The organism is uncultured Campylobacter sp., assembly GCF_938017775.1.
Classification (GTDB): domain Bacteria; phylum Campylobacterota; class Campylobacteria; order Campylobacterales; family Campylobacteraceae; genus Campylobacter_B.
On sequence record NZ_CALIIU010000016.1, the window covers coordinates 1 to 26,050 of the forward strand.

General features: G+C 46.2%; 24 protein-coding genes, 5 tRNA genes and 1 pseudogene. 8 read left to right on the forward strand and 22 right to left on the reverse strand.

Going from position 1 to position 26,050, the window contains the following annotated elements:
- The 17 genes from rpsL to Q0537_RS02955 all read right to left on the reverse strand — a co-directional run.
- Positions 1-297: 30S ribosomal protein S12 (rpsL, locus tag Q0537_RS02875; protein WP_299224960.1), on the reverse strand; the 297-nt coding region annotated here is incomplete at its 3' end.
- An 83-nt stretch (positions 298-380) separates the two neighbouring features.
- Complete coding sequence (locus tag Q0537_RS02880; RefSeq protein WP_297902891.1) at positions 381-770, reverse strand: DoxX family protein; 390 nt, start codon at positions 768-770, stop codon at positions 381-383.
- A 36-nt stretch (positions 771-806) separates the two neighbouring features.
- The gene (rpoC, locus tag Q0537_RS02885; protein WP_299224962.1) at positions 807-5,321 is read right to left on the reverse strand and encodes a DNA-directed RNA polymerase subunit beta'; all 4,515 of its coding nucleotides are present in this window, start codon (positions 5,319-5,321) and stop codon (positions 807-809) included.
- Positions 5,318-9,454 carry a DNA-directed RNA polymerase subunit beta gene (gene rpoB / locus Q0537_RS02890; RefSeq protein ID WP_299224964.1) on the reverse strand — a complete coding sequence of 1,379 codons (4,137 nt, stop codon included), beginning with the start codon at positions 9,452-9,454 and terminating at the stop codon, positions 5,318-5,320. The genes rpoC and rpoB overlap by 4 nt, the downstream gene beginning before the upstream one ends.
- A gap of 90 nt (positions 9,455-9,544) precedes the next feature.
- Positions 9,545-9,925, reverse strand: coding sequence for a 50S ribosomal protein L7/L12 (gene rplL, locus Q0537_RS02895; RefSeq protein WP_177386842.1), 381 nt, complete (start codon positions 9,923-9,925; stop codon positions 9,545-9,547).
- A 20-nt stretch (positions 9,926-9,945) separates the two neighbouring features.
- Positions 9,946-10,425 carry a 50S ribosomal protein L10 gene (rplJ, locus tag Q0537_RS02900; protein WP_291939396.1) on the reverse strand — a complete coding sequence of 160 codons (480 nt, stop codon included), beginning with the start codon at positions 10,423-10,425 and terminating at the stop codon, positions 9,946-9,948.
- A gap of 113 nt (positions 10,426-10,538) precedes the next feature.
- Positions 10,539-11,240 (reverse strand): 50S ribosomal protein L1, encoded by a 702-nt coding sequence (rplA, locus tag Q0537_RS02905; protein ID WP_177386844.1) that lies wholly within the window; start codon positions 11,238-11,240, stop codon positions 10,539-10,541.
- Between the two features lie 56 nt (positions 11,241-11,296).
- Positions 11,297-11,722 (reverse strand): 50S ribosomal protein L11, encoded by a 426-nt coding sequence (gene rplK / locus Q0537_RS02910; protein WP_299224966.1) that lies wholly within the window; start codon positions 11,720-11,722, stop codon positions 11,297-11,299.
- A gap of 20 nt (positions 11,723-11,742) precedes the next feature.
- Positions 11,743-12,273, reverse strand: a complete 531-nt coding sequence (gene nusG / locus Q0537_RS02915; RefSeq protein WP_291939405.1) for a transcription termination/antitermination protein NusG — start codon at positions 12,271-12,273, stop codon at positions 11,743-11,745.
- A 14-nt stretch (positions 12,274-12,287) separates the two neighbouring features.
- Positions 12,288-12,461 (reverse strand): preprotein translocase subunit SecE, encoded by a 174-nt coding sequence (gene secE / locus Q0537_RS02920; RefSeq protein WP_005872632.1) that lies wholly within the window; start codon positions 12,459-12,461, stop codon positions 12,288-12,290.
- Positions 12,462-12,473: 12 nt separating this feature from the next.
- Positions 12,474-12,549 (reverse strand) — tRNA-Trp (locus Q0537_RS02925).
- An 8-nt stretch (positions 12,550-12,557) separates the two neighbouring features.
- Positions 12,558-12,731 (reverse strand): 50S ribosomal protein L33, encoded by a 174-nt coding sequence (rpmG, locus tag Q0537_RS02930; RefSeq protein ID WP_005872634.1) that lies wholly within the window; start codon positions 12,729-12,731, stop codon positions 12,558-12,560.
- A gap of 55 nt (positions 12,732-12,786) precedes the next feature.
- On the reverse strand, positions 12,787-13,986 hold the full coding sequence (tuf, locus tag Q0537_RS02935; RefSeq protein WP_040304280.1) for an elongation factor Tu: 1,200 nt from the start codon (positions 13,984-13,986) through the stop codon (positions 12,787-12,789).
- 56 nt (positions 13,987-14,042) lie between these two features.
- Positions 14,043-14,117: transfer RNA gene (locus Q0537_RS02940), tRNA-Thr, on the reverse strand.
- 113 nt (positions 14,118-14,230) lie between these two features.
- Positions 14,231-14,307: transfer RNA gene (locus Q0537_RS02945), tRNA-Gly, on the reverse strand.
- 12 nt (positions 14,308-14,319) lie between these two features.
- Positions 14,320-14,404 (reverse strand) — tRNA-Tyr (locus Q0537_RS02950).
- Positions 14,405-14,440: 36 nt separating this feature from the next.
- Positions 14,441-14,516, reverse strand: a tRNA-Thr gene (locus tag Q0537_RS02955).
- A 126-nt stretch (positions 14,517-14,642) separates the two neighbouring features.
- On the opposite strand from Q0537_RS02955, the gene Q0537_RS02960 reads away from it, so the two are divergent.
- Positions 14,643-14,855: a hypothetical protein gene (locus Q0537_RS02960; protein ID WP_298958867.1), complete on the forward strand. Its 213-nt coding sequence runs from the start codon at positions 14,643-14,645 to the stop codon at positions 14,853-14,855.
- 619 nt (positions 14,856-15,474) lie between these two features.
- On the opposite strand, the gene Q0537_RS02965 is transcribed toward Q0537_RS02960, so the two are convergent.
- From Q0537_RS02965 to hemB, 5 genes are all read right to left on the reverse strand, one after another.
- On the reverse strand, positions 15,475-16,779 hold the full coding sequence (locus Q0537_RS02965; protein WP_299224968.1) for a (Fe-S)-binding protein: 1,305 nt from the start codon (positions 16,777-16,779) through the stop codon (positions 15,475-15,477).
- Between the two features lie 11 nt (positions 16,780-16,790).
- Positions 16,791-18,155 carry an oxygen-independent coproporphyrinogen III oxidase gene (gene hemN, locus Q0537_RS02970; RefSeq protein WP_299224970.1) on the reverse strand — a complete coding sequence of 455 codons (1,365 nt, stop codon included), beginning with the start codon at positions 18,153-18,155 and terminating at the stop codon, positions 16,791-16,793.
- A complete protein-coding gene (locus tag Q0537_RS02975; RefSeq protein ID WP_299224972.1) occupies positions 18,148-18,630 on the reverse strand; it encodes a DUF2603 domain-containing protein in 483 nt (160 codons plus the stop codon). Before Q0537_RS02975 ends, hemN begins: the two co-directional genes overlap by 8 nt.
- Before the next feature lie 15 nt (positions 18,631-18,645).
- Positions 18,646-19,569, reverse strand: coding sequence for an ornithine carbamoyltransferase (argF, locus tag Q0537_RS02980; RefSeq protein WP_299224974.1), 924 nt, complete (start codon positions 19,567-19,569; stop codon positions 18,646-18,648).
- A gap of 149 nt (positions 19,570-19,718) precedes the next feature.
- Positions 19,719-20,696, reverse strand: a complete 978-nt coding sequence (gene hemB / locus Q0537_RS02985; RefSeq protein WP_299224976.1) for a porphobilinogen synthase — start codon at positions 20,694-20,696, stop codon at positions 19,719-19,721.
- 63 nt (positions 20,697-20,759) lie between these two features.
- Between hemB and ribA the strand changes: the two genes are divergently transcribed.
- The 7 genes and pseudogenes from ribA to Q0537_RS03020 all read left to right on the forward strand — a co-directional run.
- Positions 20,760-21,320 (forward strand): GTP cyclohydrolase II, encoded by a 561-nt coding sequence (ribA, locus tag Q0537_RS02990; protein WP_299224978.1) that lies wholly within the window; start codon positions 20,760-20,762, stop codon positions 21,318-21,320.
- Positions 21,317-21,895, forward strand: a complete 579-nt coding sequence (rsmG, locus tag Q0537_RS02995) for a 16S rRNA (guanine(527)-N(7))-methyltransferase RsmG (RefSeq protein ID WP_299224980.1) — start codon at positions 21,317-21,319, stop codon at positions 21,893-21,895. The genes ribA and rsmG overlap by 4 nt, the downstream gene beginning before the upstream one ends.
- The gene (locus Q0537_RS03000) at positions 21,895-22,101 is read left to right on the forward strand and encodes a hypothetical protein (protein WP_295153197.1); all 207 of its coding nucleotides are present in this window, start codon (positions 21,895-21,897) and stop codon (positions 22,099-22,101) included. Before rsmG ends, Q0537_RS03000 begins: the two co-directional genes overlap by 1 nt.
- A complete protein-coding gene (locus Q0537_RS03005) occupies positions 22,098-22,640 on the forward strand; it encodes a hypothetical protein (protein WP_299224982.1) in 543 nt (180 codons plus the stop codon). The genes Q0537_RS03000 and Q0537_RS03005 overlap by 4 nt, the downstream gene beginning before the upstream one ends.
- 569 nt (positions 22,641-23,209) lie before the next feature.
- Positions 23,210-24,412, forward strand: a complete 1,203-nt coding sequence (locus Q0537_RS03010; protein WP_299224983.1) for a chloride channel protein — start codon at positions 23,210-23,212, stop codon at positions 24,410-24,412.
- Between the two features lie 200 nt (positions 24,413-24,612).
- Positions 24,613-25,035 (forward strand): peptidoglycan-binding protein LysM, encoded by a 423-nt coding sequence (gene lysM, locus Q0537_RS03015; protein ID WP_291939442.1) that lies wholly within the window; start codon positions 24,613-24,615, stop codon positions 25,033-25,035.
- A 384-nt stretch (positions 25,036-25,419) separates the two neighbouring features.
- A pseudogene (locus Q0537_RS03020) lies at positions 25,420-26,050 on the forward strand (hypothetical protein); the annotation flags it as partial.

A 26,050-nucleotide genomic window follows, 5' to 3' on the forward strand; every position in this document is an offset into this window, starting at 1 on the left:
CTCATAAACATCCTTGCGAGCATTGTAACCATAGTCACCCTTACCGCCGCGAACTAGCACGATGGAGTGCTCTTGTAGATTGTGACCTTCACCACCGATATAGCTGATGACTTCAAATCCGCTAGTAAGCCTTACTTTGGCAACTTTACGAAGCGCTGAGTTTGGCTTTTTAGGGGTCGTGGTGTAGACCTTAGTGCAAACTCCTCTTCGTTGAGGGCAATTCTTTAGCGCGGGGGATTTCGATTTCTCGGTAATCTTCTTGCGCTCTTTTCTGACCAATTGATTTATGGTTGGCACATCTTTCCTTTCACAAAAATTTATTCAAAAAGATTTGGATTATACTTTGTTTAAACTTACAGAAACGTAAATTTAACTAAATTTTAATCTCTAATCAGCACAAACTCCCCGCCGCCGCAGATTACTAGGCAGATCGCGGCAGAGAGATACAGATATACGATTTCCAGCTCAAATCCGCCCACTCCAGTAAGCGCACCCAACGGAGTATGCAGGACGTATATTATCATGAGCACGTTTGCGATCACAAGCAGAGCGCCTATGCGGCAAAATACGCCTATGATTATCATCGCGGGCGCCAGCACTTCGCCTACGTATGCGCCGTAAGCCACTAAATCCGGAATTCCTCTGGCTACCAGCATCGATTTTACGCCGTCTATACCGTGAGTAAGCTTAAAAATTCCGTGCATTAAAAGACAAACTCCAAGCCCCAACCTGATAAACAATAGACCGAAATTTATGTTGATCATATTCATGTTTCATCCTTTAAATTTAGGGCTTTTTACCCTAAATTATTTTTTAAGTTTAACTTCCTTGTCTTTATACAGACCGGTTCCGACCGGAATTATGCGACCTAAAATTACGTTTTCTTTCAAGTCCTCTAATCGGTCAAATTTACCCGCGATACTAGCTTCGGTTAGAACCTTCGTAGTCTCTTGGAAAGACGCTGCCGAAATGACGCTATCGCTTCCGACGGCCGCACGAGTTACGCCCAGTAGCACGGACTCTGCAATCGCAGGCTCGCCACCAATTTTCATAATGCGCTCGTTTTCTTCTCTAAATCTGCGGCGGCTAATCAGATCGCCGACGATTAGCTGAGTATCGCCGCTATCGACGATTCGGACCTGGCGGAGCATCTGAGATACGATAATCTCGATATGCTTATCGCTGATGACGACGCCTTGAGAGCGGTAAACCTGTTGAATTTCGCTTATTAGATAATAATGCAGCGCCTTTTCGCCTAAAATTCTAAGCACGTCGTGCGAGCTGATAACTCCGTCGGTAAGCTTCTCGCCTGCGTGGACGAACTCACCGTTTCGCACTTGGATCTGGCGGCTCTTATCGATTAGATACTCGGCGCTTGTTCCGTCCTCGCCCTCGATTACAATGCGCTCTTTTGCACGCAACGCCTTATCGAAGCGAACGGTGCCGTCGATGTCCGCGATAATCGCGGTATTTTTCGGACGGCGCGCCTCAAATAGCTCCGATACGCGCGGCAAACCGCCGGTGATATCTTTTGATTTTGCAGCAGCTTTCGGCGTTCTAGCCAAAATATCCGCAATCGCTACCTGATCGCCTTTATTCGTAAAAATCGCGGTCTTCGGCCCTAGGTTGTATTTGATAGGCTCGCCCTTGCTAGGGGTTACGATGATAGCCGGTTTGACGCCCTGCGGTAGGTATTCGTTGATAACCAAACGGCTTTGGCCGGTAGTCTCGTCATATTGCTCCGTAGCGGTGTATCCCGGCTCGATATCCTCGAAGCTGATCTTGCCCTCGCACTCTGCAGCCACCGGGATAGAATACGGATCCCACTCGGCGATGATCAATCGATCATCTTTTTTAGGCTTGGCGATAAGATCTTCGCTTTTTACGACGCTATTATCATCATAGGTAATGACAGATTCGCGTGGTATATAGTGACGGATCGCCTCTCTGCCGTTTTCATCGGAGATGACTACGTACATACCCTTCTCGCTTACGACATGACCTTTTTTGATATCTCTTAGTCTCTCTAAATAATCGCCCTTTAGGATGAAATACTTAAGCGTACCATTTGCTCCCGCTTTGATCTTTTGAGTTACCGGCTCGCCGTCTTTGACGCGAAGTTCGCTGGCAAACGGAATTCGAGTAGGGATATTCCAGTCTTCTTTTATAACCTCTACTAAACTATCATTTTCTCCAACGGTTTCGCCGTCTTTAAATACGATGTAGAATTTCCCCTCAACTTTACCGCTTACGCCCGCAAGCTCGGTAGGCTTGGCTAGATCGTGGCGTCGGATCGAATATTTAAATTCTTCTTTCTTGCCCTTTAGCGTGATATTTACGTCGTCGTGGGTTATATCAATGCTTACCTTGCCGGTAATCGGAGCTTTGATCTTAGGCTCGACCAAAAGCACCGCGGCGTTTCTGCGGTTCATCACGATATTTTTGCCGCCGTTTTCGTAGGTTTTGACGTTGTAATATCTAATAAAGCCCTCTTTATCGGCGATTACTTGGCGATCTTGCTGCTCGGTAGATGCGGTACCGCCAGCGTGGAAGGTTCGTAGCGTAAGCTGCGTGCCTGGCTCGCCGATTGATTGCGCCGATATGATACCGACCGCTTCACCCGGTTTTACCAGCTTACCCTCGCCTAAATTTACGCCATAGCACTTCGCGCAAACCCCTTTTTCAGCCTTGCAAGTAATAGGCGTACGGATGCTTACGGATTTGATGCCGGCATCAACTATGGTGCGTACCTCATTAACGCCTAGAAGCGTGCCTTCAGTAAATAAAATTTCATTCGATACCGGATCAATCACATCCGAGCTTAGCACCCTACCCATAATCCTATCGGCTAGGCTTTCTATTTGCGTTCCGTTCTCTACAATCTCGGTAACCTCGATGCCCTCGTGCGTGCCGCAGTCGTGCATCGTAACTCTGACGTTTTGTGCGACGTCGATCAGCTTTCGCGTTAGATATCCCGCATTTGCGGTCTTTAGCGCTGTATCGGCAAGACCTTTACGCGCGCCGTGGGTCGAGATGAAATACTCATTTACGTTTAGACCCTCTCTAAAATTTGAAGTGATCGGCGTCTCGATGATCGAGCCGTCCGGCTTACTCATCAGGCCTCTCATGCCCGCTAGCTGCTTGATCTGCTCCGCGCTACCTCGCGCGCCGCTATCGGCCATCATATAGATCGAGTTAAAGCCGTCCTTATCTTTCTCCATCATCTTCATCATCTCATCGGCTAGCTTCTTACTAGTGCTGGTCCAGATGTCGATCGTTTTATTATAGCGCTCGCCGTCAGTTAGCAAGCCCGCGCCGTATTGGTTCTGAACCTCTCTGACCTGCTTTTTAGCCTCTTCTACAAGACCTGCTTTGGACTTTGGCACGATGATATCCGAAACGGAGATCGATACACCCGCTTTAGTAGCGGATTCAAAGCCTAAATTTTTAAGATTATCCAAAAATTCTGCGCTTATCTCAAGGCCGCCGTTTTTATAGACGTAATCGACAAGCTCGGCGATATCCTTTTTCTTCATGATCTTATTCCAAAGATGATCCGGAATAAAGCTAGGCAGGATCGATTTAATGATCAAGCGACCCGCGGTCGTAAAGATAATGCGGCGATCGATCATCGTTTTGATTTTGGCGTGGATGTCTAGTGCGTTTGCCTCCACGGCAAGCATTACTTCATCGACGTTTGCAAAAATTTTATTCGTTCCTTTTGCACCCGGATTTTCGAGGCTTAGATAATAAATTCCTAAAACCATATCCTGGCTAGGCACCGCGACGGGTTTTCCGCTAGCAGGAAGCAAGATATTCATCGAGCTAAGCATTAAAATTTTACATTCCGCGATCGCCTCTTGGCTAAGCGGCACATGCACAGCCATCTGATCGCCGTCGAAGTCTGCGTTGAATGCGGCGCAGACTAGCGGATGCAGCCTGATAGCCTTTCCCTCGACGAGCACGGGATGAAACGCCTGAATAGACATCTTATGAAGCGTCGGCGCACGGTTTAGCATAACCGGGTGATCCTTTACGACCTCCTCCAAGCACTCCCAAACTTCATTGATCCTATTTTCGATCATCTTTTTAGCCTGCTTAACGGTCGTTGCATAGCCCTTCTCTTGAAGGCGAGCGATTAGATGCGGCTTGAATAACTCAAGCGCCATCGTCTTAGGCAGACCGCACTGATCCATGCGTAAATTTGGACCTACGACGATGACGGAGCGACCCGAAAAATCCACGCGCTTGCCGAGCAAATTTTGACGGAAGCGGCCTTGCTTACCTTTAATGATCTCGCTTAGAGATTTAAGCGGTCGCTTATTAGCGCCTTTTACGGCGTTAGCGCGACGTCCGTTGTCAAAAAGCGCATCCACCGCCTCTTGAAGCATTCGTTTTTCGTTGCGGATGATGATCTCGGGTGCATCGAGCTCCATCAGCCTTTTGAGCCTAGAATTTCGATTTATGACGCGGCGATACAGATCGTTTACGTCCGAAACCGCAAATTTACCGCCCTCAAGACTAACAAGCGGGCGCAGATCGGCAGGCAGCACGGGAAGATTCGTAATCATCATCCACTCCGGCTTATTGCCGGAATTTAAAAAGCTCTCGACGACCTTTAGACGCTTGACGATAGTTTTTTTCTTCGCTTCGGAGTTTGTGTTATCCATCTCCTCCTTCAAAGAATTTAAAATTTCAACTAAATCAAGCTCAGCTAGCATATCGCGGATTACCTGACCACCCATTTTGGCGACGAAGCCTGTCTGCGAAAAGCGCTCTTTTAGGCTCTGATACTGCTCTTCGTTTAAAACGTCGTATTTCTCGACCTTTTTAGAATTTTCGTTGTCGTAAAATGCCTCGCCCGCGCTTTCTACGATGTAAGCCTCATAGTAAAGCACGCGCTCAAGATCTTTCATCTTGATGTTTAGCAGCGTACCGATGCGGCTAGGCAAGGAATTTACGTACCAAATATGCGCCACCGGCGTTACCAGCTCGATATGCCCCATTCTAGTGCGGCGAACCTTCGAGCTCGTGATCTCGACGCCACATTTTTCGCATTTCCAGCCTTTGTAGCGCATCTTCTTATATTTGCCGCAGATGCACTCATAATCCCTTACGGGACCGAAAATTTTAGCGCAAAAAAGCCCGTCGCGCTCCGGCTTAAGCGTGCGGTAGTTGATAGTCTCCGGCTTTTTTACCTCGCCGTGGCTCCATGCTTTAATCTGCTCGGGGCTAGCAAGCCTAATAGCAAACGCGTCGAAGTCGTGAACTCTGGCGTCCTCTTTTATTTCTATTCTTTCTAAATTTGAATTATCGCTCATTTATTCTCTCCATTCTCGTAAATTTCAACGTCTAGAGCAAGCGATTTAAGCTCGTTTGTTAAAACAAAAAATGTCTCAGGAATTCCGGTAGACGGAACGTTCTCGCCTTTTGTCAGCGCTTTATATGCAGCCAAGCGTCCGTCGACGTCGTCGGATTTGATCGTTAGCATTTCGCGGAGCGTGTATGCCGCGCCGTATGCCTCCAGAGCCCAAACTTCCATCTCTCCAAATCTTTGACCGCCGAATAGCGCCTTGCCGCCGACGGGCTGCTGCGTGACTAGGCTGTAAGGACCGGTGCTTCTTGCGTGAACCTTTTCGTCGACTAGGTGGTGCAGCTTGAGATAATACATGCAGCCTACGTTTACGCGCTCTTTGATCTTTTCGCCGGTGCGACCGTCGTAAAGCTCGGTCTTACCGTCCTGATCGATGCCCGCCATCTCAAATAGCTTTTTGAAATCCTCCGGCACGATACCTTCGAATATCGGAGCGGAAAATCTAACGCCCTTAGCCCAGTCTCTAGCGTATTTTAAAAGATCTTCGTCGCTGATTTTCTCAAGCGTTTTTTTAGCCTGCATTAGCTTGGAAACGCCCGCAATCTCAATCATTTTAGCGCGAAGGGTTTTTAACCATTCGTCCGTTTTCTCCTCTAAAATTTTAGCGATCTGCTCGCCTAAGCGCCAACCCACAAGACCTAAGTGGCTCTCCATTATCTGACCGATATTCATACGGCTTGGAACGCCGAGAGGATTTAGCACGATATCCACGCGCTGTCCGCTAGGAAGATACGGCATATCAACCTCAGGGACGATATTTGAAACGATACCCTTATTTCCGTGGCGGCCAGCCATCTTATCGCCCACTTTTAGCTTGCGCTTAGTCGCGATATAGACCTTTACGAGCTTAACGACACCGCTTGGCAAGATATCGTCTTTTTCTAAAATTTCGATCTTTTCGTCGTGTTCCTCTTTGAGCTTGCGCTTTTCGTTTTGGAAGTGATTTTTTAACTCCTCGTATTCCTTCTGAACAGCTTTAGAATAAGCCTTGACGAAGGAATTTAATGTAAAGCGATTGGAGCTTTCAAGCTCCTCTTTTTTAACCTTATCACCCTTTTTATAATCTTTTTTATTGAGGCTTTGATCGCTTTGCAAAGCGCTTTTAGAAAGAAGTGCCACTACCTTTAGCATCTCCTCGCGATCAAGCATCAAAAGCCTATCGTGATGCTCCCTTTCGAGCTCGGTTTTTTCATCCTCATAGGCTTTGTTCGTGCGCGGATCCTTCTCGTAGCCCTTTTTGGTAAAAATTTTAACGTCGATTACCACGCCTTCCATCGAAGCGGTAGCGTAGAGCGATTTATTTACTACATGCCCCGCCTTCTCGCCGAAGATCGCGCGCAAAAGCCTCTCTTCAGGCGTAGGTTTAACCTCGCCCTTCGGAGTTACCTTGCCTACTAGGATCATGCCAGGTTTGATGTGAGTACCGATCTTTACGATACCGCTATCATCGAGGTGAGTAAGCTCCTCCTCTTTGATATTAGGGATGTCGCGCGTGATCTCTTCCACGCCGTCTTTAAGCTCTCTAGCCTCGATCTCCTTTTCATAAACATGCACGCTGGTGTATTCGTCGGCGCGGATCATCTTTTCGCTCATGACGACGGCGTCCTCGTAATTGTAACCGTGCCACGGCATGAAAGCTATAAGGGCGTTTTTGCCGATCGCAAGCTCGCCGCCGTCCATGCTAGGACCGTCGGCTATGATTTGGCCGGCCTTTATCACGTCGCCTTTGCGTACGATCGGGCGCTGTGAAAAGGTAGTGTTTTGGTTAGTGCGTAAATTTTTCTCCATCGAGTAGTGATCGATAAACGGCCCCTTCTCGTCCTCGCCCAAAATAAATATATTTTTATTATCGACCTTTTCTACGACGCCTTCGCGACCGGCTTTGATCGCTTCCCACGAATCGCGCGCGATGATCGCCTCCATGCCCGTTCCAACGATAGGAGCAGTAGAGTGTAGAAGCGGCACGGCTTGGCGCTGCATGTTCGAGCCCATCAAGGCGCGGTTAGCATCGTCGTGTTCCAAAAACGGAATCAGCGACGCCGCTACGCCCGCGACCATACCGGAGCAAAGGTCTATCAGCGAAATATCCTCGCGTTTAGCCATAATATTTTCACCGTCTTTTCTGACCTCTAAAAGCTCTTCTACAATATTGCCCTCTTCGTCCAATTTAGCGGACGCAGGAGCGATTACGAGCCCCTCTTCTTGCGTAGCGGTAAGATATATGATCTCGTCGGTGACCTTGCCGTTTACGACTCTTTTATACGGAGCCTCGACGAAGCCTAGATCATTTACCTTCGCATAGGTCGCTAGGGTATTGATCAGACCGATGTTTTGACCCTCCGGCGTCTCGATAGGGCAAATTCTACCGTAGTGCGTAGGATGGACATCGCGCACCTCAAAGCCGGCGCGCTCTTTAACCAAACCGCCCTCGCCCAGCGCAGATAGACGGCGCTTATGCGTGACCTCGCTAAGCGGATTGGTCTGATCCATAAACTGGCTTAGCTGGCCGCCAGTGAAAAATTCCATAAGCGTAGTGGTGATGATTTTAGGATTTACGAAATCATACGGCATAAGTTCGTCTAAATTTCCGCTGATGCCGGTAAATTTATCCTTGATCGCCTTTTGAACTTTGATAAAGCCAAGATGCATCTCGTTTGCCAAAAGCTCGCCGATCGAGCGGATGCGGCGATTGCCGAGATTATCGCGATCGTCGATGAAGCCGTCGCCGTTTTTAACCCTGATTAGATATTTCGCCGTCTTGATAATATCCTCGCTGGTTAGTACGGTTACGTACTCCGGCGCCTCGATACCCAGCTTGTGATTCATCTTCATACGACCGACTTTGGTCAGATCGTAGCGCTCAGGGTTGAAAAACAGATCGTTTACGAAGCTCTTTGCCGCCTCTTTTACCACCGGCTCGCCCGGGCGCATAACCTTGTAAATTCTAATCGCTGCCAGATCGTTCTCATCGTCTATGCCCTCGCTTTGCTGTAAGAGTTTAAGCGCGTCGGCATCTTGGATGAAGGAATTTATGATCGAAGTATCTACGCCGCTAGCTAGGTCGTTGGCGATCGTAAATTTTTTCTCAGTGTTAGCGATCTTGGCTAGCTTGCCCTCATCAAGCGCGGTTAGCGAATCAAAAAGCACTTCGCCGCTGTTTTTATCGACGATGGCGTCGGCTAGGTAGCGCTCGGCTAAAATTTCAGCCGGATATTCGATTAGCTTTAGTCCGTCCTCCGCTAACTTCTCCGCTTTTTTGGATGTTAGGCGCTTGCTTGCTTGATGAAGCACCTCGCCCTTTTCGTTTATAATGTCGTAATCGAGCCTGCCCGCGTATTCTTTCGGATCGAAATCGGTCAGGAATTTTCCTTTTTTAATATAGATCGTCTTAATAGGATAAAATAATTTTATAATGTCTTGTTTTTTGTAGCCGAGTGCGCGAAATAGGATCGTGATCGGAACCTTGCGCCTTTTATTTATGCGCACGTATAGTACGTCTTTTACGTCGTATTCAAAGTATAGCCAGCTGCCGCGATCCGGTATTATTTGAGCGGTGTAGATTAGTTTATTTAAAACGGTTGGACTCTCTTCCTCTTTGAAGATTACGCCCGGGCTTCTGTGCAGCTGATTTACGACGACACGCTCTACGCCGTTAATGATAAATGAAATTCTATCGGTCATTAGAGGAATGTCGCGAATAAATATATCTTGCTCTTTGATCTCTTTTACGCCGATTTTTTTGCCCGTCTTTTCATCGCGCTCATGTACTAGCAAACGGAGCTTCATCTTTAAATTTACCGAATAAGTAAGCCCTCTTTCCATGCATTCTCTAATCGAATACTTTGGCTTTGAAATTTCGCTGCTTACATACTCGATACTTAGTCTATTCTGTGCATCGTGGATAGGAAAAATGGCTTTGAAAACCTTCTCTATGCCGCTTTCTCCACCCGAGTTATCAAGATTTAAAAAATGATCAAAACTTTTCTTTTGTAGTTGTAATAAATTCGGAATTTCGATGTCTTTGGGAACCTTTGAAAAATCCACCCTAAGACGATTTCCTGAATATAGGCTGTTTAACATTCCACTACCTCGTAGTTGTATTTTAAAGAAAGAAGTGCCGATGCGACGCACCGGCACACATTTGTATGCGAAATTTTAAAATTTCGCGATTTATTTGAGTTCGACTTTAGCGCCTGCTTCTTCAAGCTCTTTTTTAGCCTTCTCGGCGTCTTCTTTGTTAAGTCCCTCTTTAAGAACGGACGGAGTAGCCTCGGTAGCGTCTTTGGCCTCTTTTAAACCAAGACCTGTTAAGGCACGAACAACCTTAATTACGTTGATTTTCTTATCACCTGCATCAAGCAATACGACATCGAATTCCGTTTTTTCTTCAGCCGCTGCCGCACCTGCGCCACCAGCACCTGCGCCGCCTGCTACCATAACCGGGGCTGCGCTTACGCCAAATTTTTCTTCGAATTCTTTAACTAACTCGCTAAGCTCTAGCACCGAAAGATTAGAGATATACTCTAAAACATCTTCTTTTGAAATTGCCATTTTATTCTCCTAAATTTTAATTAAGCGCTAGCTTCTTTTTTCTGCTTAAGCGCATTGAGGCCGATCGTAAAATTTTGAATCGGCGCATTCCATACTTGAAGCAGCATCGCGATAAGCTCGTCTCTCGAAGGCATCTTCGAAAGCGCTCTAACCTTATCTATGCCGGCTACTTCCCCATCGATATGAGCGGTCTTAAGCTTAAAAATTTCATTTTTCTCTTCAAATTTAGCCGCTACTTTACATACAGAAAGCTGCTCGCCCCATAAGAAGATATTGGTATCTTTAAAGCTAAGTCCGTTTTTTTCGGCATTTTTTAATGCGATATTAGCTAGGGTGTTTTTAATAACCCGAACTTTTACGCCCGCTTCGCGCGCGCTATTTCTAAGATCTTCAAGCTGCTTAACGCTAAGGCCTTTAAAATCGGAAATTACTATAGCTTCGCTAGCCTTGAAAGCCTCACCAAGCTCCGCTACTATCTTTGATTTTTCGTCTCTCGTCATTAGGTCTCCTTTCCGATCGGTGATTTCAAGCCAAGCGATCGAAATTTTGAAATTTCGATCAATTAAGTTAAAAACCTTGAGCTATCTCCAATCTAAGATAAAAATTTAAAATTTTATTTTAAATCGATTATTTCTTGATTATCCAGTGTAACTGCAGGGCTCATAGTAAGTGAAAGCGATGCATGAGTTACGTATCTACCCTTCGCAGTCGCTGGCTTATGCTTATTTATGGTTTTAATAAACGTCGTAAGATTGTCTAAAATCTGCTCTTTGCTAAAGCTAGCCTTGCCAAGGCCTGCGTGGATATTTCCCTGCTTATCGACGCGGAAATTTACCTGTCCACCCTTAGCATTTTTAACGGCCTGAGCGACATCCATAGTAACGGTACCGGTTTTAGGGTTCGGCATAACGCCTTTTGGACCAAGAATACGACCTACCTTACCGACTAGTCCCATTAAATTTGGAGTGGCGATAAGAACGTCAAAATTTATATTTCCCTTTTGAATCTCTTCGATTAGATCATCGGCGCCCACGATATCGGCACCCGCTTCGCTAGCCTCGCTAGCTTTTGCGTCCTTTGCAATCACGGCTACTCGAACACTCTTACCCGTACCGGCAGGTAAAACGACCGAGCCGCGCACCATCTGATCGGCATGTCTTGGATCTACGTTTAGTTTAAGAGCGATCTCCACCGTCTCATCAAATTTAGCAGAAGCTAGAGTTTTTACCGTACTTACCGCTTCGTCTACACTATAAATTTTATTTACGTCAACTTTTTTTAAAAGTTCGTTGAATCTTTTTGAATTTTTTGGCATATATTTCTCCGCAATTAAAGTGCTACCGCTTTTTTAAACCTTAGCGGTCAAAAGGTCTAGTCAGTGACCGTAATACCCATAGAACGAGCCGAACCCGTTATAATCCTAGCGGCCTGCTCTCTATCTTTGGTATTCAGATCGGCGATCTTTTTCTCGACGATCTCTAAAACTTGAGCCTTAGTTAAGGATGCTACCTTCTTTTTAAGAGGATTGTCCGAACCCTTATCTATCTTCGCCGCTTTTTTGATCAAATCCGTCGCAGGCGGTTGTTTAGTGATGAAAGTAAAGCTTTTATCGGCATAAACCGTGATAATGACCGGAATATTAAAGCCCGCCATATCTTTGGTTCGCTCGTTAAACGCTTTGCAAAATTCCATAATATTAACGCCCTTTTGTCCTAATGCAGGACCTACTGGCGGGCTTGGATTTGCTTTTGCGGCCGCTATTTGCAGCTTGATTTCGCCAACAACTTTCTTAGCCATAAATTTACTCCTTATAAAATTTAAATAATCTTTTCAACTTGCGAGTATGAAATTTCAATCGGCGTGCTTCGTCCGAAGATCGAAACATTGAGGCGAAGCTTGCCATGTATCATATCATACTCTTCTACGATGCCGTTGAAATTAGCAAAAGGTCCATCGACGATCCTAACCGTCTCGCCTTCATCAAAATTAATCTTGGGCTTAGGAGCCTCGCGATTATTAATCTTTTCTAGAATTATTTCGATATCCTTTTCCGGTAGCGGAGATGGCTTTTTCGCCTCGCCGATAAAGCGACTGACCTTAGGCAGCATCTGAATTCTATGCCATAAAGTGGTATCCAGATCTAAATTTGCAAAACAATACCCTGGATATAAACTACGCTCTTTAATGGTTTGCTTTGTATTTTTGACCTCTATAACATCTTCGGTAGGCACTAGCACTTCGCCAATCTTAGCCTCAAGCGCTTCATCTTGCTTTAGCGCTTCTATCGCGCGCTTTACCGCCATCTCGCTGCCGGCGTAAGTTTGTATCGCATACCATTTATTTGCCATATTGCGATCCTTACTTAGGCCGTTATCAAAGCGGACATAATAAGATCCACTAACGCTAAAAACAGTGCGATAACTACGACTACGACGACTACAGAGATATATGCTGTTTTAGTTTGATCTTTAGTCGGGAAAATTACCTTATCTAACTCTACTTTTGCTTGTTTATAATACTCTTTTACTTTTTCCATACCCAATCCTCGTGGCAGGGCAAGAGGGATTCGAACCCCCAACCATCGGATTTGGAATCCGGCGCTCTACCGTTGGAGCTATTGCCCTATAAACAATTAGCCTTTTAACTTTACTTCTTTATGAAGCGTGTGCTTTTTTAATCTAGGGCAATATTTTTTAAGTTCTAGTTTTTCGGTCGTAGTTTTGCTATTTTTATAAGTAGTATAGTTGATATCGCCACTTTCGGAGCATTTCAATCCGACCTTTACTCTACTTGAATTCTTTGCCATTTGGTTTCCTTGAATAAAAAAGCAAGTGGAATTTTAAAATTCCACTTGCAAAAAATTAAGCGATGATTTTCGAAACTACGCCTGAGCCTACGGTGTGACCGCCTTCGCGAATAGCGAAGCGAGTACCTTGCTCAAGAGCAATCGGAGCGATTAGCTCAACGGTAATCTTAACATTATCGCCAGGCATTACCATCTCGGTTCCCTCAGGAAGGGTAATCGAACCGGTAACATCTGTCGTACGAACGTAAAACTGCGGCCTATAATTATTAAAGAATGGAGTATGGCGTCCGCCCTCTTCTTTAGTTAGGATATAAACCTCGCCCTCAAATTTAGTATGAGGAGTGATCGATTTTGGTTTACATAGAACCATACCGCGCTCTACTTCCTCTTTCTTAGTACCGCGTAATAAAACACCTACGTTATCGCCGGCTTCACCTTGATCCATCTCTTTTCTAAACATCTCAACACCGGTAACGGTAGTAGTCTGAGTAGGTTTAATACCTACGATCTCGATAGTATCACCAACTTTAACGATACCTTTTTCGATTCTACCGGTTACAACGGTACCGCGACCGGAAATCGAGAAAATATCTTCGATCGGAAGAAGGAAATCTTTATCAGTATCGCGAACAGGGGTTGGAATATAGCTATCAACCGCGTCCATAAGCTCCATAATCTTTGCAGACCACTCACCATCTTGTCCTGCTTTAGCCTCTTCAAGAGCCTTAAGCGCAGAACCTTTAATGATCGGAGTCTCGTCGCCAGGGAATTTATACTCTTTTAAAAGATCTCTAACTTCCTCTTCGACTAGCTCTAAAAGATCCGGATCGTCAACCATGTCGGTTTTATTTAAGAAAACTACAATGTATGGAACTCCTACCTGGCGAGAAAGTAAGATGTGCTCGCGAGTTTGAGGCATAGGACCGTCTGCAGCGGAAACAACTAAAATAGCTCCGTCCATCTGAGCCGCGCCGGTAATCATATTTTTTACGTAGTCGGCGTGACCAGGGCAGTCAACGTGAGCATAGTGACGTTTCTCGGTCTCATATTCGATGTGAGACGTAGCGATAGTAATACCGCGCTCTTTTTCCTCTGGAGCGTTATCGATATTGTCGTAGTCCTTTAGCTCGGCTAGACCCTTCCTGGAAAGAACAGCAGAAATAGCAGCTGTCAAAGTAGTCTTACCATGGTCAACGTGACCGATGGTACCAATGTTTACGTGTGGCTTGTTACGATTAAATTTTTCTTTAGCCATCATATCCTCCGTTATTGATTTGTGGATTACACAACAAACTAAGCGACTCTATTTTATGGAGCTCATAGCGGGACTTGAACCCGCGACCTCTTCCTTACCAAGGAAGTGCTCTACCTCTGAGCCATATGAGCCTAAACTCAGGCAAAGAGAAATCGCTACCAATACCCAACAATGCAACCAAAATTTAGATTATGTAAGCATATAAAAGCAGTTAAGTTTTACAGCTCCCAGTAAACCTAAATGGTGGAGCGGGAAACGGGGCTCGAACCCGCGACCCTCAGCTTGGAAGGCTGATGCTCTAGCCAACTGAGCTAATCCCGCATCAAAAATTCATGGTGGTGAGACGTGGATTCGAACCACGGAAGGCAAAGCCAGCAGATTTACAGTCTGCCCTCGTTGGCCACTTGAGTATCTCACCCTTTGATGAAATCTGGTCAAACACTGTTACAAAAAATGGAGCTGGTGGACGGGATCGAACCGCCGACCCACTGCTTACAAGGCAGTAGCTCTACCAGCTGAGCTACACCAGCATTTTGAAATTGAAGTGGCAATTATAACCGAAAAATCCCCAATTGTCAAGGCTAAAACAGCCTATTTTAAAATTTCATAAAATTTCTGCTATAATGCGCGCAATTTTAAATTTTAAGGAATTTTATATGAAAATCGTACCTTGGATCATAATAGTTTTTATGATTTATTTGATTTATTATTTTATCTCCCGCTCCGAAAAGCGTCTAAATACCCTTGAAAAGCGCTTAAATAAGATAGAAGAAAACTTAAACGAGATAAAAAAGGCTACCGAAGCCAACAGGCTCTTGATCGAAGAAGCAAAGCTGGACTCTGAAGATGACGCAAAAGAGCAAGAATAAAATTAAATTTAAATCCATGATCTCGCTAGCTTAGCCTTTTTGCCAAATATCTCGTGCTAAAAATTGTGAGTATATTTTATGCATACTTTGGTATTTTTGAAAGAAATTTTGCCGCAACGTCGAAACCGCGAAGTGCAAGAAGCATAGGTAACTAACTTAAAATTTTATGAAATTCAAAATTCGCGCTTTAAGCCTGCTGCGCCAAGTAAATCCGCGCAAATCAATAAATCAAAATTCCAACCATTAGCCGCAAATTCCATAGAATTTCAAATAATGCCACATAAAATTAGAATTCCTGCCAAAATCCATCCCTCAATTCAACTTCTTAAAATTTTGCGCAAATCCCTCAGCTAAAATTATAAACTACAAAATTTTAGTATTTAAAATCACATTACTCAACCCCGCCGTAGAGCAAAACCTGTGGGCTTGCCCCCCCCGTGCACCGCTTCAGGCTGCTTTGTCCAAAAGCTCAAAGACGCAAACCGCAACCTTTACAAGTTAATGATAAAATTTAATCATAATTTTTAAAAACCAAAATTTCAAAAGCACGGAATTTTGTCCCAGGATGTGAATTGAGTAAAAAGCTAACGAAATGCAGGAATTTCACAAATGTTAAATTTTATCCATTGGAATTTTCCTCGCTCACAAGCGCTTCAGCGATGAGCTCCAGCGGATTTACGCACCTCATCTGCGAGCCATTTAAAGAAAGCGAGTTATTTAGCTGCATCCTGCACGCGCTGCACTCGGCAGAGACTACGCGCACGGGTAGATCCGCCATTGCACGCGCCTTAGCCAATCCCACTGCGCGCGCGAGCTCGTAGCGCTCGGTTTGCATCGTCACGCCGCCAAATCCGCAGCATTTATTAGGCTCATCCATCTCGGTTATTTCGTAGTTTTGAGCGAGCAAGCCGCGCGGTTCTTTCCAAATACCCTGCATTTTGCGGGCATGGCACGGATCGTGATAAGTAATCGCTAAAGCCCTTTTGCCGCGGCGCATCAAAAGATCACTTAAGTTTGTAAATTTATAAAAGTATTCGCTCGCCATAAAAATTTTACTCGCAAGCTTTTGCGCACGGGCTTTCCATTGCGGCTCATTTTCAAAAAAATTCGCGTAATCCACCCGCAGCATTGCAGAGCACGTAGCCTCGGGCACTATAATCGCATCAAGAGCAGGCAGGACTTTTTCGAAATATGCTATATTAAATTTTGCCACGCGTTCAACCGCCGCAAAATCTCCCGTAAAATACGCAGGAGCGCCGCAACAGGCTTGTTCCTTCATCAAATTTACGTTTAGCTTTAGTGCTCGCGCGATATGTAAAATCGCCTCGCCTACGCCCGTGTAAGCGTAGTTTGCCATGCAGCCTATAAAAATTCCAATAGTTTTTTCGCCGCCGTTGTCGATAAATTCTGCGTGAGAGTTCATAAAGCTTTTTTTCGCAGGAGCAGGCAGCAAGCGCTCTTTTTTAAGTAGTGGCAAGTCAAATCTAGGCGACATAGAGCTTTGCGTATCTTTTCGCATCTTAAAGCCACAGCTAAGAAACACGTATCCAAGCGCTGCTGCTAGATCCAGCGCTTTGCGGTGCCCGAGCAGCCAAAACGCAGCTTTTTTGTACCACGCGATGCCAAATTTTTCCGCAATGCGCGCGCGAACATTCTCGATTGCCGTATCTATGGGCAAAGACTCGCCGCAAATATCTACGCAGTTGGTGCATAAAAAGCAGCTTTCAAAAATTTTCTTAGCGTTTTTATCAAGCTTTAGCTCATTCCTGCCGTAAGCGCCCAAAAGATCCACAAATCCGCGCGGGCTCGTTACTTCATCGCCGTTAATGCCATGAACCGTGCAGACTTGGATACATTTACCACATTTTACGCAGCGCTCGCTAAGTGCCGCAAAATCGAACGCTCCAAGCTTTGCCCTACTCATAGCCGCGCCGCTTAAACGGTTTTAGAAAAGCGCTTCTCGCCCAAATTTTTAACCATATACTCATCAAAGCACATCGCGATATTACGGATCAAAAGCATGCCGGTAGGCGTTACCGAAATTCTATGCGGCGAGACTTGTACGAAATCCTTTAGCGCCTCAAGCTGCTTTAGGCTCGCGCTAAAATGCTCGAAAAATTTTATCTTAAATTTCTCCTCGATCGCCTCTATATCGACGCAAAAATTACTCATCAGCCCCATAATCACCTCTTTGCGCAGCAGATCCTCTTCATTTAGCAAAATGCCCCTGCAATACGGCAGCCTGCCCGTATCGATCGCGGCTTCATACGCGTCCATATCCTTGAAATTTTGCGCGTAGTGGCGCACACCTTCGCCAATGCTGGTTAGCCCGATGCCGATCAGATCGGCGCCGCCCTTGGTCGTATAGCCCTGGAAATTGCGGTGTAGTGAGCCGTTTTTAAGCGCGGCATGAAGCTCGTCCGCGGGCTTTGAGTAGTGATCCATACCGATCATCTCATATCCGTTCGCGCTCAAAAAATCGTGCGTAAATTTTAAAATTTCAAGCTTCACTTTAGGCTCCGGCAAGGTCGTTTCGTCAAATTTACGCATAGATTTTTTGATCCACGGCACGTGCGCGTAGTTAAAGATCGCAAAGCGGTCCGGATCAAGCGAAAGCGCAAGCTCCAGCGTGCGCTTAAAGCTAGCTAGGCTCTGATACGGAAGGCCGTAGATCAGATCCATATTTATCGATTTTATCCCCCTCTCGCGCGCCATGGCTATGACGTCCCTCGTAAGCTCGAAAGGCTGGATGCGGTGGATCTCCTTTTGCACGCGCTCATCAAAGTCCTGCACGCCGTAACTGATGCGGTTAAAGCCGTTTGAAACGAGCACGTCAAGCTGCTCGGCGTTTAAAAATCGCGGATCGATCTCACAGCTGATCTCGGCTTCAGAGCTAAAATTTGTAAAATATTTTTTGATATTTTTTATGTGGCGCGCGAGCTGTTCGGCGCTAAAATATGTAGGCGTACCGCCGCCGAAGTGCATCTGCACGACCTGGCGCGAACCGTCCACGACGCTGCTTAAAATTTGCATTTCGCGCTCGATATAGTCCAAATAGCGATCCATCTTGTCGCGCTTGCCCGTGTAAATTACGTTACAGCCGCAAAAATAACAGGCGGAGCGGCAAAACGGCATGTGAAAGTAAAGCGACAGCGGCGTGGAGCTTTTCTGATTTTTCAGCTCGTTCAGATATCTGTCGTAGCTAAAGTTCTCGCTAAATTCCAAAGCGGTCGGATAGCTCGTGTAGCGGGGTCCGGGACGCGAAAATTTCGCGTAAGCGTCGAAGTCTATGCTATTCACGGCCGCCCGCCTTGGTTTTGATAAGCTCTTCGATGTCGATAAAAAGGTTCGGATGCAGGCTTTTTACGCGCGAAACGACGGCATCGACGTCTAAGCTTAATCTTTTTGCATTCGGATTTGCGCCCGTTAGCCTTCTGATCTCGTCCATACACACGATCCACGCGTCGCCGAAATCTACCGGCGTATGCTGCAAAATCGAGCGCTCAAGCTTGAGATTAAAATTTTCCTGCATCGCGTTTTTGGTCGCGGCGATGAGATTTGCAAGCGATTTTATCGAGATCATCGTGTGCACTTCGTTATTTTCGTCGATGCCGAACCACGGCTCCTCGTCGCTCCACGAGCCGCTTTTTAGAGTGAGTTTTTTCTCGTTGTCTTCGCCCTGCAAAATTTCAAAAACCGTCCTTTTCGAGCTATCCAGCCCGAAAAATTCGCTCGCTTTGTCGATCTTTTTTAGCGCCTTATCTTTTTCTTCCATGCGTTCTCCTAAAATTTATCTTTTTTGATCCAGCCAGACCATAACGCCCTTTTGCGCGTGCAGGCGATTTTCCGCCTCTGCAAAAATTTCATCCGCGTGCGCTTCAAATACGGCCTCGCTCACCTCATATCCGCGGTACGCCGGCAGGCAGTGCAAAAAGATCGCGCCGCTACCTGCTAGAGCCATTAAGCTTTCATCCACGCAAAAGCCCGCGAAATCGCGAATTCTTTGCTCCTTTTCGCCTTCTTGCCCCATCGAGACCCAAGTATCGGTCGTCACGACGTTTGCGCCCGCTACGGCTTCTTTTATATCGTTCGTTATTAAAATTTTAGCGCCTGAAATTTCGGCATTTTGCCGCGCCTGCGCCAGTATCTGCGGATCAGCCTCGTAGCCCACGGGCGTCGCTACTCGCAGCTCAAAGCCAAGCTTGCTGGCAAGCATCAGCCACGAGTGCGTCATATTGTTGCCGTCGCCCACGTACGCGGTTTTTATCTTTGAAATTGAAGTGCCGCACTCCACGATCGTCATTAGATCAGCCATCAACTGCACGGGATGAAATTTATCGCTTAGCCCGTTTATTACCGGCACGCGGCTAAATTCCGCAAGCTCTATTAGCGTCTCGTGACGATTTACGCGCGCCATGATTAGATCGCACATTCGCGAAATCACGCGCGCGGTGTCTTTGATCGGCTCACCTCGCCCGAGTTGAATGTCGCGGCTGCTTAAAAACAGCGCGTGTCCGCCGAGCTCGTTCATCCCTACGTCAAAGCTAACGCGCGTCCTAGTCGAGCTTTTTTCAAATATCATCGCTAATTTTTGATCTTTCAAATACGGCTTAAAATTTCGCGCTTTAGCTTCTTTTTTAATCTCAAACGCTAAATTTAAAATCTCGATTATCTCGTCTTTGCTAAAATCGTTTAACGTAAGAAAGTGCCTCATATCGCTCCTTTTTGGTTAAATTTTACACTGTTTTCGCTTACGTAGCGTTTTATTCGGCTTTAAAATTTTAAATTTACGCTACGTGCCGCGAAGTAAATTTCAAAAACCAAGTCCCGTCGCTGCCGTAGAATTTTAAAATTCTTAAAATTTTACTTGCGCGAATTTAAAATTTCCGCGATCTCTTTGGCGTGATAGGTGATGATCATATCAGCACCCGCGCGCCTTATGCCTATCATTGTCTCCATCATCACGCGCTCATAGTCGATCACGCCCGCTTTTTTACCCGCCTGCAAAAGCGCGTATTCGCCGCTTACGTTATACGCGCAAATCGGTAGTAGCGTGCGCTCCCGCAGATCTCTGATTAGATCCAGATACGCAAGCGCGGGCTTTATCATCAAGATATCCGCTCCCTGCGCCTCGTCTTGCAGGCTTTCGTTGATCGCCTCAAATCTATTTGCGGGATCCATCTGGTAGCTGCTGCGGTCGCCAAAACTTGGCGCGCTCTCCGCCACGTCGCGAAACGGCCCGTAGTAGCCGCTGGCAAACTTGCTCGAATACGCCATAATCGGTAAATTTTCAAATCCGCCGTGATCGAGCGCCTCTCTCAAAGTAGCGATAATGCCGTCCATCATGCCGCTAGGCGCGATCATATCCGCGCCCGCTTTGGCGTGGATGAGCGCCTGCTGCGCCGAAATTTCAAGCGTCGCGTCGTTATCCACCGTCTGATGCACATGATCGATGATGCCGCAGTGCCCGTGGTCGGTGTATTCGCAAAAGCACAGATCGGTGACGACGAGCAAATTTGGAAATTTAGCCTTTATCGCGCGCAGCGAAGTCGCGATGATGCCGTCCTCGCTTAGCGCGTCCGAGCCGATGCTGTCCTTTAGCGAAGGAATTCCGAAAAGTAAAATTTTATCCAACCCGAGCGCCAAAAGAGCCTCGCACTCTTTTAAAATTTCATCCACGCTCATCTGAAATACGCCGGGCATCGAGGCGATCTCCTTTTTGATACCGCTTCCTTCCACCACAAAAAGCGGATAGATTAGAAAGCGGGTTTGCAGATCGGTTTGTCGCACCAGATCCCTAAGCGCGGGGTTTATTCGTAGGCGTCTAAATCGTTTAAACATTATTTTTCCTTTTTTAGCTAGAATTGTAAGATTTATAATATCACAATCGGAGTAAATTTAAGCATGGATATAAAAATTTCAGAGGTCGCAAATCTCCCCTCCCGCTTCGGAAGCTTTCGCGTTCAGTCGTTTAAGCAAGGGAACAAGGAGCATTTAGCGATATTTAAGCAGCCTTTCGCGGATGTCGTAAATGTGCGTATCCACTCGGAGTGCCTTACCGGCGATGCGATCGGTAGCCTAAAGTGCGACTGCCGCGACCAACTCGAAGCGAGCTTAAAATATATCGAAGCACGCGGCGGCATGGTGATCTATCTGCGTCAAGAGGGGCGCAATATCGGGCTTTTTAATAAAATCAACGCCTACGCGCTACAAGATCAAGGCCTCGATACGATCGAAGCAAACCATCAGCTAGGCTTTAAGGCCGATGAGCGCACCTATGAGATCGTAGATTTCATACTCGCTCATTTTGGAATTTCGCGCATAAATCTGCTTACGAACAATCCGCAAAAGCTGCACGATCTAAAAGTCGAAGTGGTCGCGCGCGTGCCGATAATCATCACGCCGAATAAATTTAACGAAAACTATCTACGCGTAAAAAAAGAGCAGATGGGGCATCTGCTGTGAAGCTTGCGCCGGGCGAGAGCTTTAACGAGCAGGTCGCTAAATTTAAAGCCTGTCTGCAAAAATTTAACCGCGTCCATAGCCTCACGAATTACGATGATTTGGACGCGGTGGTGCGCGACAGCCTAAGCGGAGCGAATTTCATACCGCGCTATCCGCGCATCGCGTGCGATATCGGCTCGGGAGCGGGCTTTCCCGGGCTATTTTTGGCGCTCGCGCTGCCGCTGTGCGAGTGGCATCTGTTTGAGCCAAATCAAAAAAAAGCGGCGTTTCTAACCTACGCGAAGGTTAGCCTTGCTCTAGCTAACGTAAAAATCCACGCCGAGCGCGTGCAAGACGGCGCAAAGCTGCGCGCCGATCTGATAAGCTCCCGAGCGCTGATGAGCGCGCGAAGTTTAGTCGAAATTTGCCGCGGCTTTTACGATCAAAACACGACGTTTTTGCTCTACAAAGGCTCGGGCGCAGAGGCGGAAGCGGAGGAATTCCGCAAGGAATTTACGAGCGCACGCTGCGAAATTTTTAGCGGCGAAAACGCTTTGAAAAATAGAAAATTTTTAGTGATCAAAGGGGTGAAATAATGGGAAAAATTCTAGCCGTCGCCGTTATCGCGGCGCTCATATATTTTTTGATAGTGCCTAGATTTCGCATAAAGAAAAAGGACGATGCGACCGAGCTTTTGGCGTGCGACGAGTGCGGGACGTACTTTAGCAACGACGAGCTTGCTCTGCGCGACAAAAAGCGCCTTTGCAAATCCTGCGAAGCCAAACTAAGGGGCGGCAAATGATCATCCTAGGCCACGCGCTCGTGCCCTACGAGCCGCTGTATCTCATCAAAAACGGCGACGAAGTTTTCAAATACGACAATCTGCTCTTTAAATTTAACGACAAGCTCATCGCCGCAGCGCAAAAGGCGCAGAAAAAATTTAGCGTTATTACGAACGATATAAATGAAATTTTACTCGCAAACGGCGCAGGCGCGCGCTTCATCGTCGTGGATAAAAAATCCGCCGCGCATGTGCAAAAGCTAGCCAATGATTATCTTTTCGACGCCAAGATCGCGATGTTTATCGGCTCTGCGCGGGCGTTAAAAGGCCTAGCCGAGCTCGGAATCGATGCGGCGATCTTTAAAGACGCGATCGCAAACGCGCCCAAATCGCTACTTGCAAGCATCGGTGACAGCGTAGGCTCGAAATTTCACTTCGGGCTTCCGAAAAAAGATGAAATTTTTGACGGCGCGCAAAAGCTCGCGGATAAAATTTCGGCTCTGGATAAAAAGCTAAGCGCGCCCGCGGCCGGCAAAAACGACGATATTTGGAAAAAATAGCAAAATCCTAAGCGAATTTATTCGCGGGTATAAAATTCCTATGACTCATGCAAATTAAAATTCCGCGCATAATTTTGCTTAGCCTCGCGGCTTAGAATTTAACGCGAGGTTTTATCCGCTTATGCGAATTGGATTCTACGCTGAATTTTGCCCTCTTTCGCAAATTAGAATTCTGCGCGAAATCCCATGCGTCCTCTGCAAAATTTTCTCGCTTACTCAATTTAAAATTTTACCCGCTCGGATAGATTTAAATTTTACGTAGAATTTCGCCTGCCTTCGCGGCAAGAAATTTCAAAAAGAATTTTATCCTCCCGCGCGATGCGAAATTTTGCTAAATTTTCTACGCGCGATATAAAATCTACGTAAATTTTACTCGCGCGATTAACGTAAATAAGATTCCGAACCTGCCTAAGCTTCATAGAATTTCGCGCAAAATTTTACTTACAGAGACGATATAAATTCCTAGCAATTATTTAAATTTTACTCGCGTTTTAGCTGCTTTTATATGCACGGTAAGGATTTTTTAAAGCTAAAATTTTATATAATTATGCGTTTCAAAAAGGCATATTTTGAGTACTAAATTCTTTCTAGCGATCCTTGCGATAGGCGTTATAATGGGGCTTTGCGCAGGGCTCTTAAACTTCGGCATCAACGAAATTGAAACTTTTGCTTTCGGACATAATGATGAGGAATTTCACATTATCACGGAGCAAACCACTGCGCTTAGGCGCTTTCTTAGCGTCCTCGCAGCCGGCGCAATCGTAACTATAATTAGAATTCTGCTAATAAGACTAAAGCCTTTTTTAAACGTAGCTTCGATGATGGATAGGCAAAATCCGCCGTTTTGGCAAAATTTAATCCACTCGGTTTTGCAGCTAGTAGCCATCGCTCTGGGCGCACCGGTAGGCAGCGAGGCTGCTCCGCGCGAGCTAGGTGGCTTGTTTGCAGCTAAAATTTGCCGCGCCTTAAATATCGGCGGAGATGAGCTTCGGCTATTTATCGCATGCGGCGCTGGAGCGGGACTAGGCGCTGCATATAACGTCCCGTTAGCGGGCGCGCTTTTTAGCCTAGAAATTTTGCTTAAAAGCTTTGATACTCGAGCGATTTTGTGCGCTTTTGCCACAAGCGCGGTGGCTACAGCTACAGCGGAATTTGGAGCTTCAAAAGAAATTTATTACGCGGTTTCAAACTTCGCTCCTACCCCGCAGAATTTACTCGCAGCGGCGCTAATCGGGCTTGTCACGGGGGTCGCGGCAAAATACTTTCAAGACGGGGTACGCTTGTGCGAAAAGCTGCGCATAAAAAGCCTTAAAATCGCGCTTACACTACCGCTTGCGTTTTTACTTACCGCGGCGATCGGCGCATACGTACCAGAAATTTTAGGTAACGGGCGCTCGGCAGCGCAGTTTGCTTTCAACTCCGTATCCTTTAGCCCATATTTGCTTGCGATCTTGCTTTGCAAAGCGTTTTGCATTTTGATGATCTTTCGCTGCGGCGGATATGGCGGCACGCTAACGCCGAGTTTCGCGCTGGGCGCAGTTTTGGGGCTATGCGTTGGATTTGCGATCGGCGAAATTCTACCGATTAGCCTAAGCGCAGCGGGGGTTTGCGGAGGGGCTGCATTTTTAGCGATCAATCTAAACGCGCCGCTTTGCGCCTTTGCCCTAAGCGCAGGATTTTGCGGGCTAAATCTCAACTCATATTCGGTCGTCGTTTTTAGCATCGTATGTGCCGTGATCGCTAGAAATTTACTGACTAAAAATCTAGCGTAGTCGCAGCGCTGATAATTCATACGCTGCAAACATGAATCGATGGGCGCGGCGATGATGGTCCAAGAACCTGCCCCGTCAGCATAGAGTGAGCGCCATAGGTCGCATCATTGGGCTAGGTCGGAGCCGTAAGGATATGTGCCTAAGCTGATCGTTGGTAAATTTAAGATAAAATTTCGCCACTTTAACCAAAGGAGAAAACAATGGGTTTACTTTCATTCGTAGCCGAAGCAGGCAAGAAACTACTAGGTCTAGGCGATGACGCCAAGCACGTAAAAGACGAGATCGCCACCAATCTCAGCTCGACGCCGGTAGAGGGGCTAGAGGTCGAGGTACAGGGCGACACCGTCAAAATCAGCGGTAACGCCGATAAGGAAACTCTCGAAAAAGCAGCCCTCATCGCGGGCAACACCGCAGGCATCAAAAACGTGCAGATCGAGGGCATTAGAGAGGATAGCGCCGAGAACTACTACACCATCGTAAAGGGCGACAACCTATCTAAAATCGCGAAGAAATTCTACGGCGACGCGAACAAATACAAGATTATTTTCGACGCCAACCGCGAAGTTATCAAGGACGCAAACCTCATCTACCCGGGACAGAAGATCAGAATTCCAAAAGCTTAAGCTCGCTTTTGAATGCTGCGGCTTGATTTTGCAAGCCGCGGATCTGCTTTTGCGAGCCGGCGCTGCGTTTGCGCGAGCCATGATTTTATCAGCCCGCGGCGCGGCGCGATTTTGGTGAGCTAAATTTTACGAGTTAGCGAGACGCCGCGGTTTTTTATGCTTTACAGAGTATGATTTTATAGACTGGCAGCGCAAGCGCGGTTTTTTAAGCTGCAATTTTATGAGCCGATAGCGCGGTATAATGTTGTAAGCTATGTATTTTGTAGACTGCAGATTTTCGAGCTGTACTGCGGCGGGTAATCTACTATCCGCCGCACTTGCGTGCTACCGCCCTATTTGGGAGCATATAAAACACTTTGAAATTCTATTTATAAAGAGCTCGATTTGGACAAATTTAAAGCCGGTGCTACGCTAAGGAAAGAAGGGGCTAGGGACTACGACAAAGAGCCACTAGTTTTGCGGGATTATTCTGGGTTTCCTTTAATTTTACACTATTTGATTATTTTAATATTTTGGATTACTGTTTCTGGGTTTTGCATTAGTTGCTTAGACGATTTTGAAAGCGGCATTTTAGATTTTGATGACGACGAAGACGAGAGTCCAAACGATACCTTCCCGGATACGACTCCTGCTTCAACCAAAACCTCACCGATTGTGATTGATTTAAACGGCGACGGCATAAAAACAATATCAAGAAAAAACGGTAAAACATACTTCGACCTAGATAATAACAAATTCGCAGAAAATACCTCTTGGATAGATAAAAATGACGGAATTCTCATCAACAAAACTCTAATCGCAAATAGCATAACAAACGGAAGCGAACTATTTGGAAATCATACTTTACTAAGAGATGGAAGCTTGGCTAATAACGGATTTGAAGCTCTAAAAGAATTCGATGAAAACAAAGATGGAGTGATAAATGAACTAGACACGCTAGCCTATGAAAACTTAGCAATCTGGCAAGATGCCAACCAAAACGCTAAACTAGACGACAACGAATTAAAATCTCTAA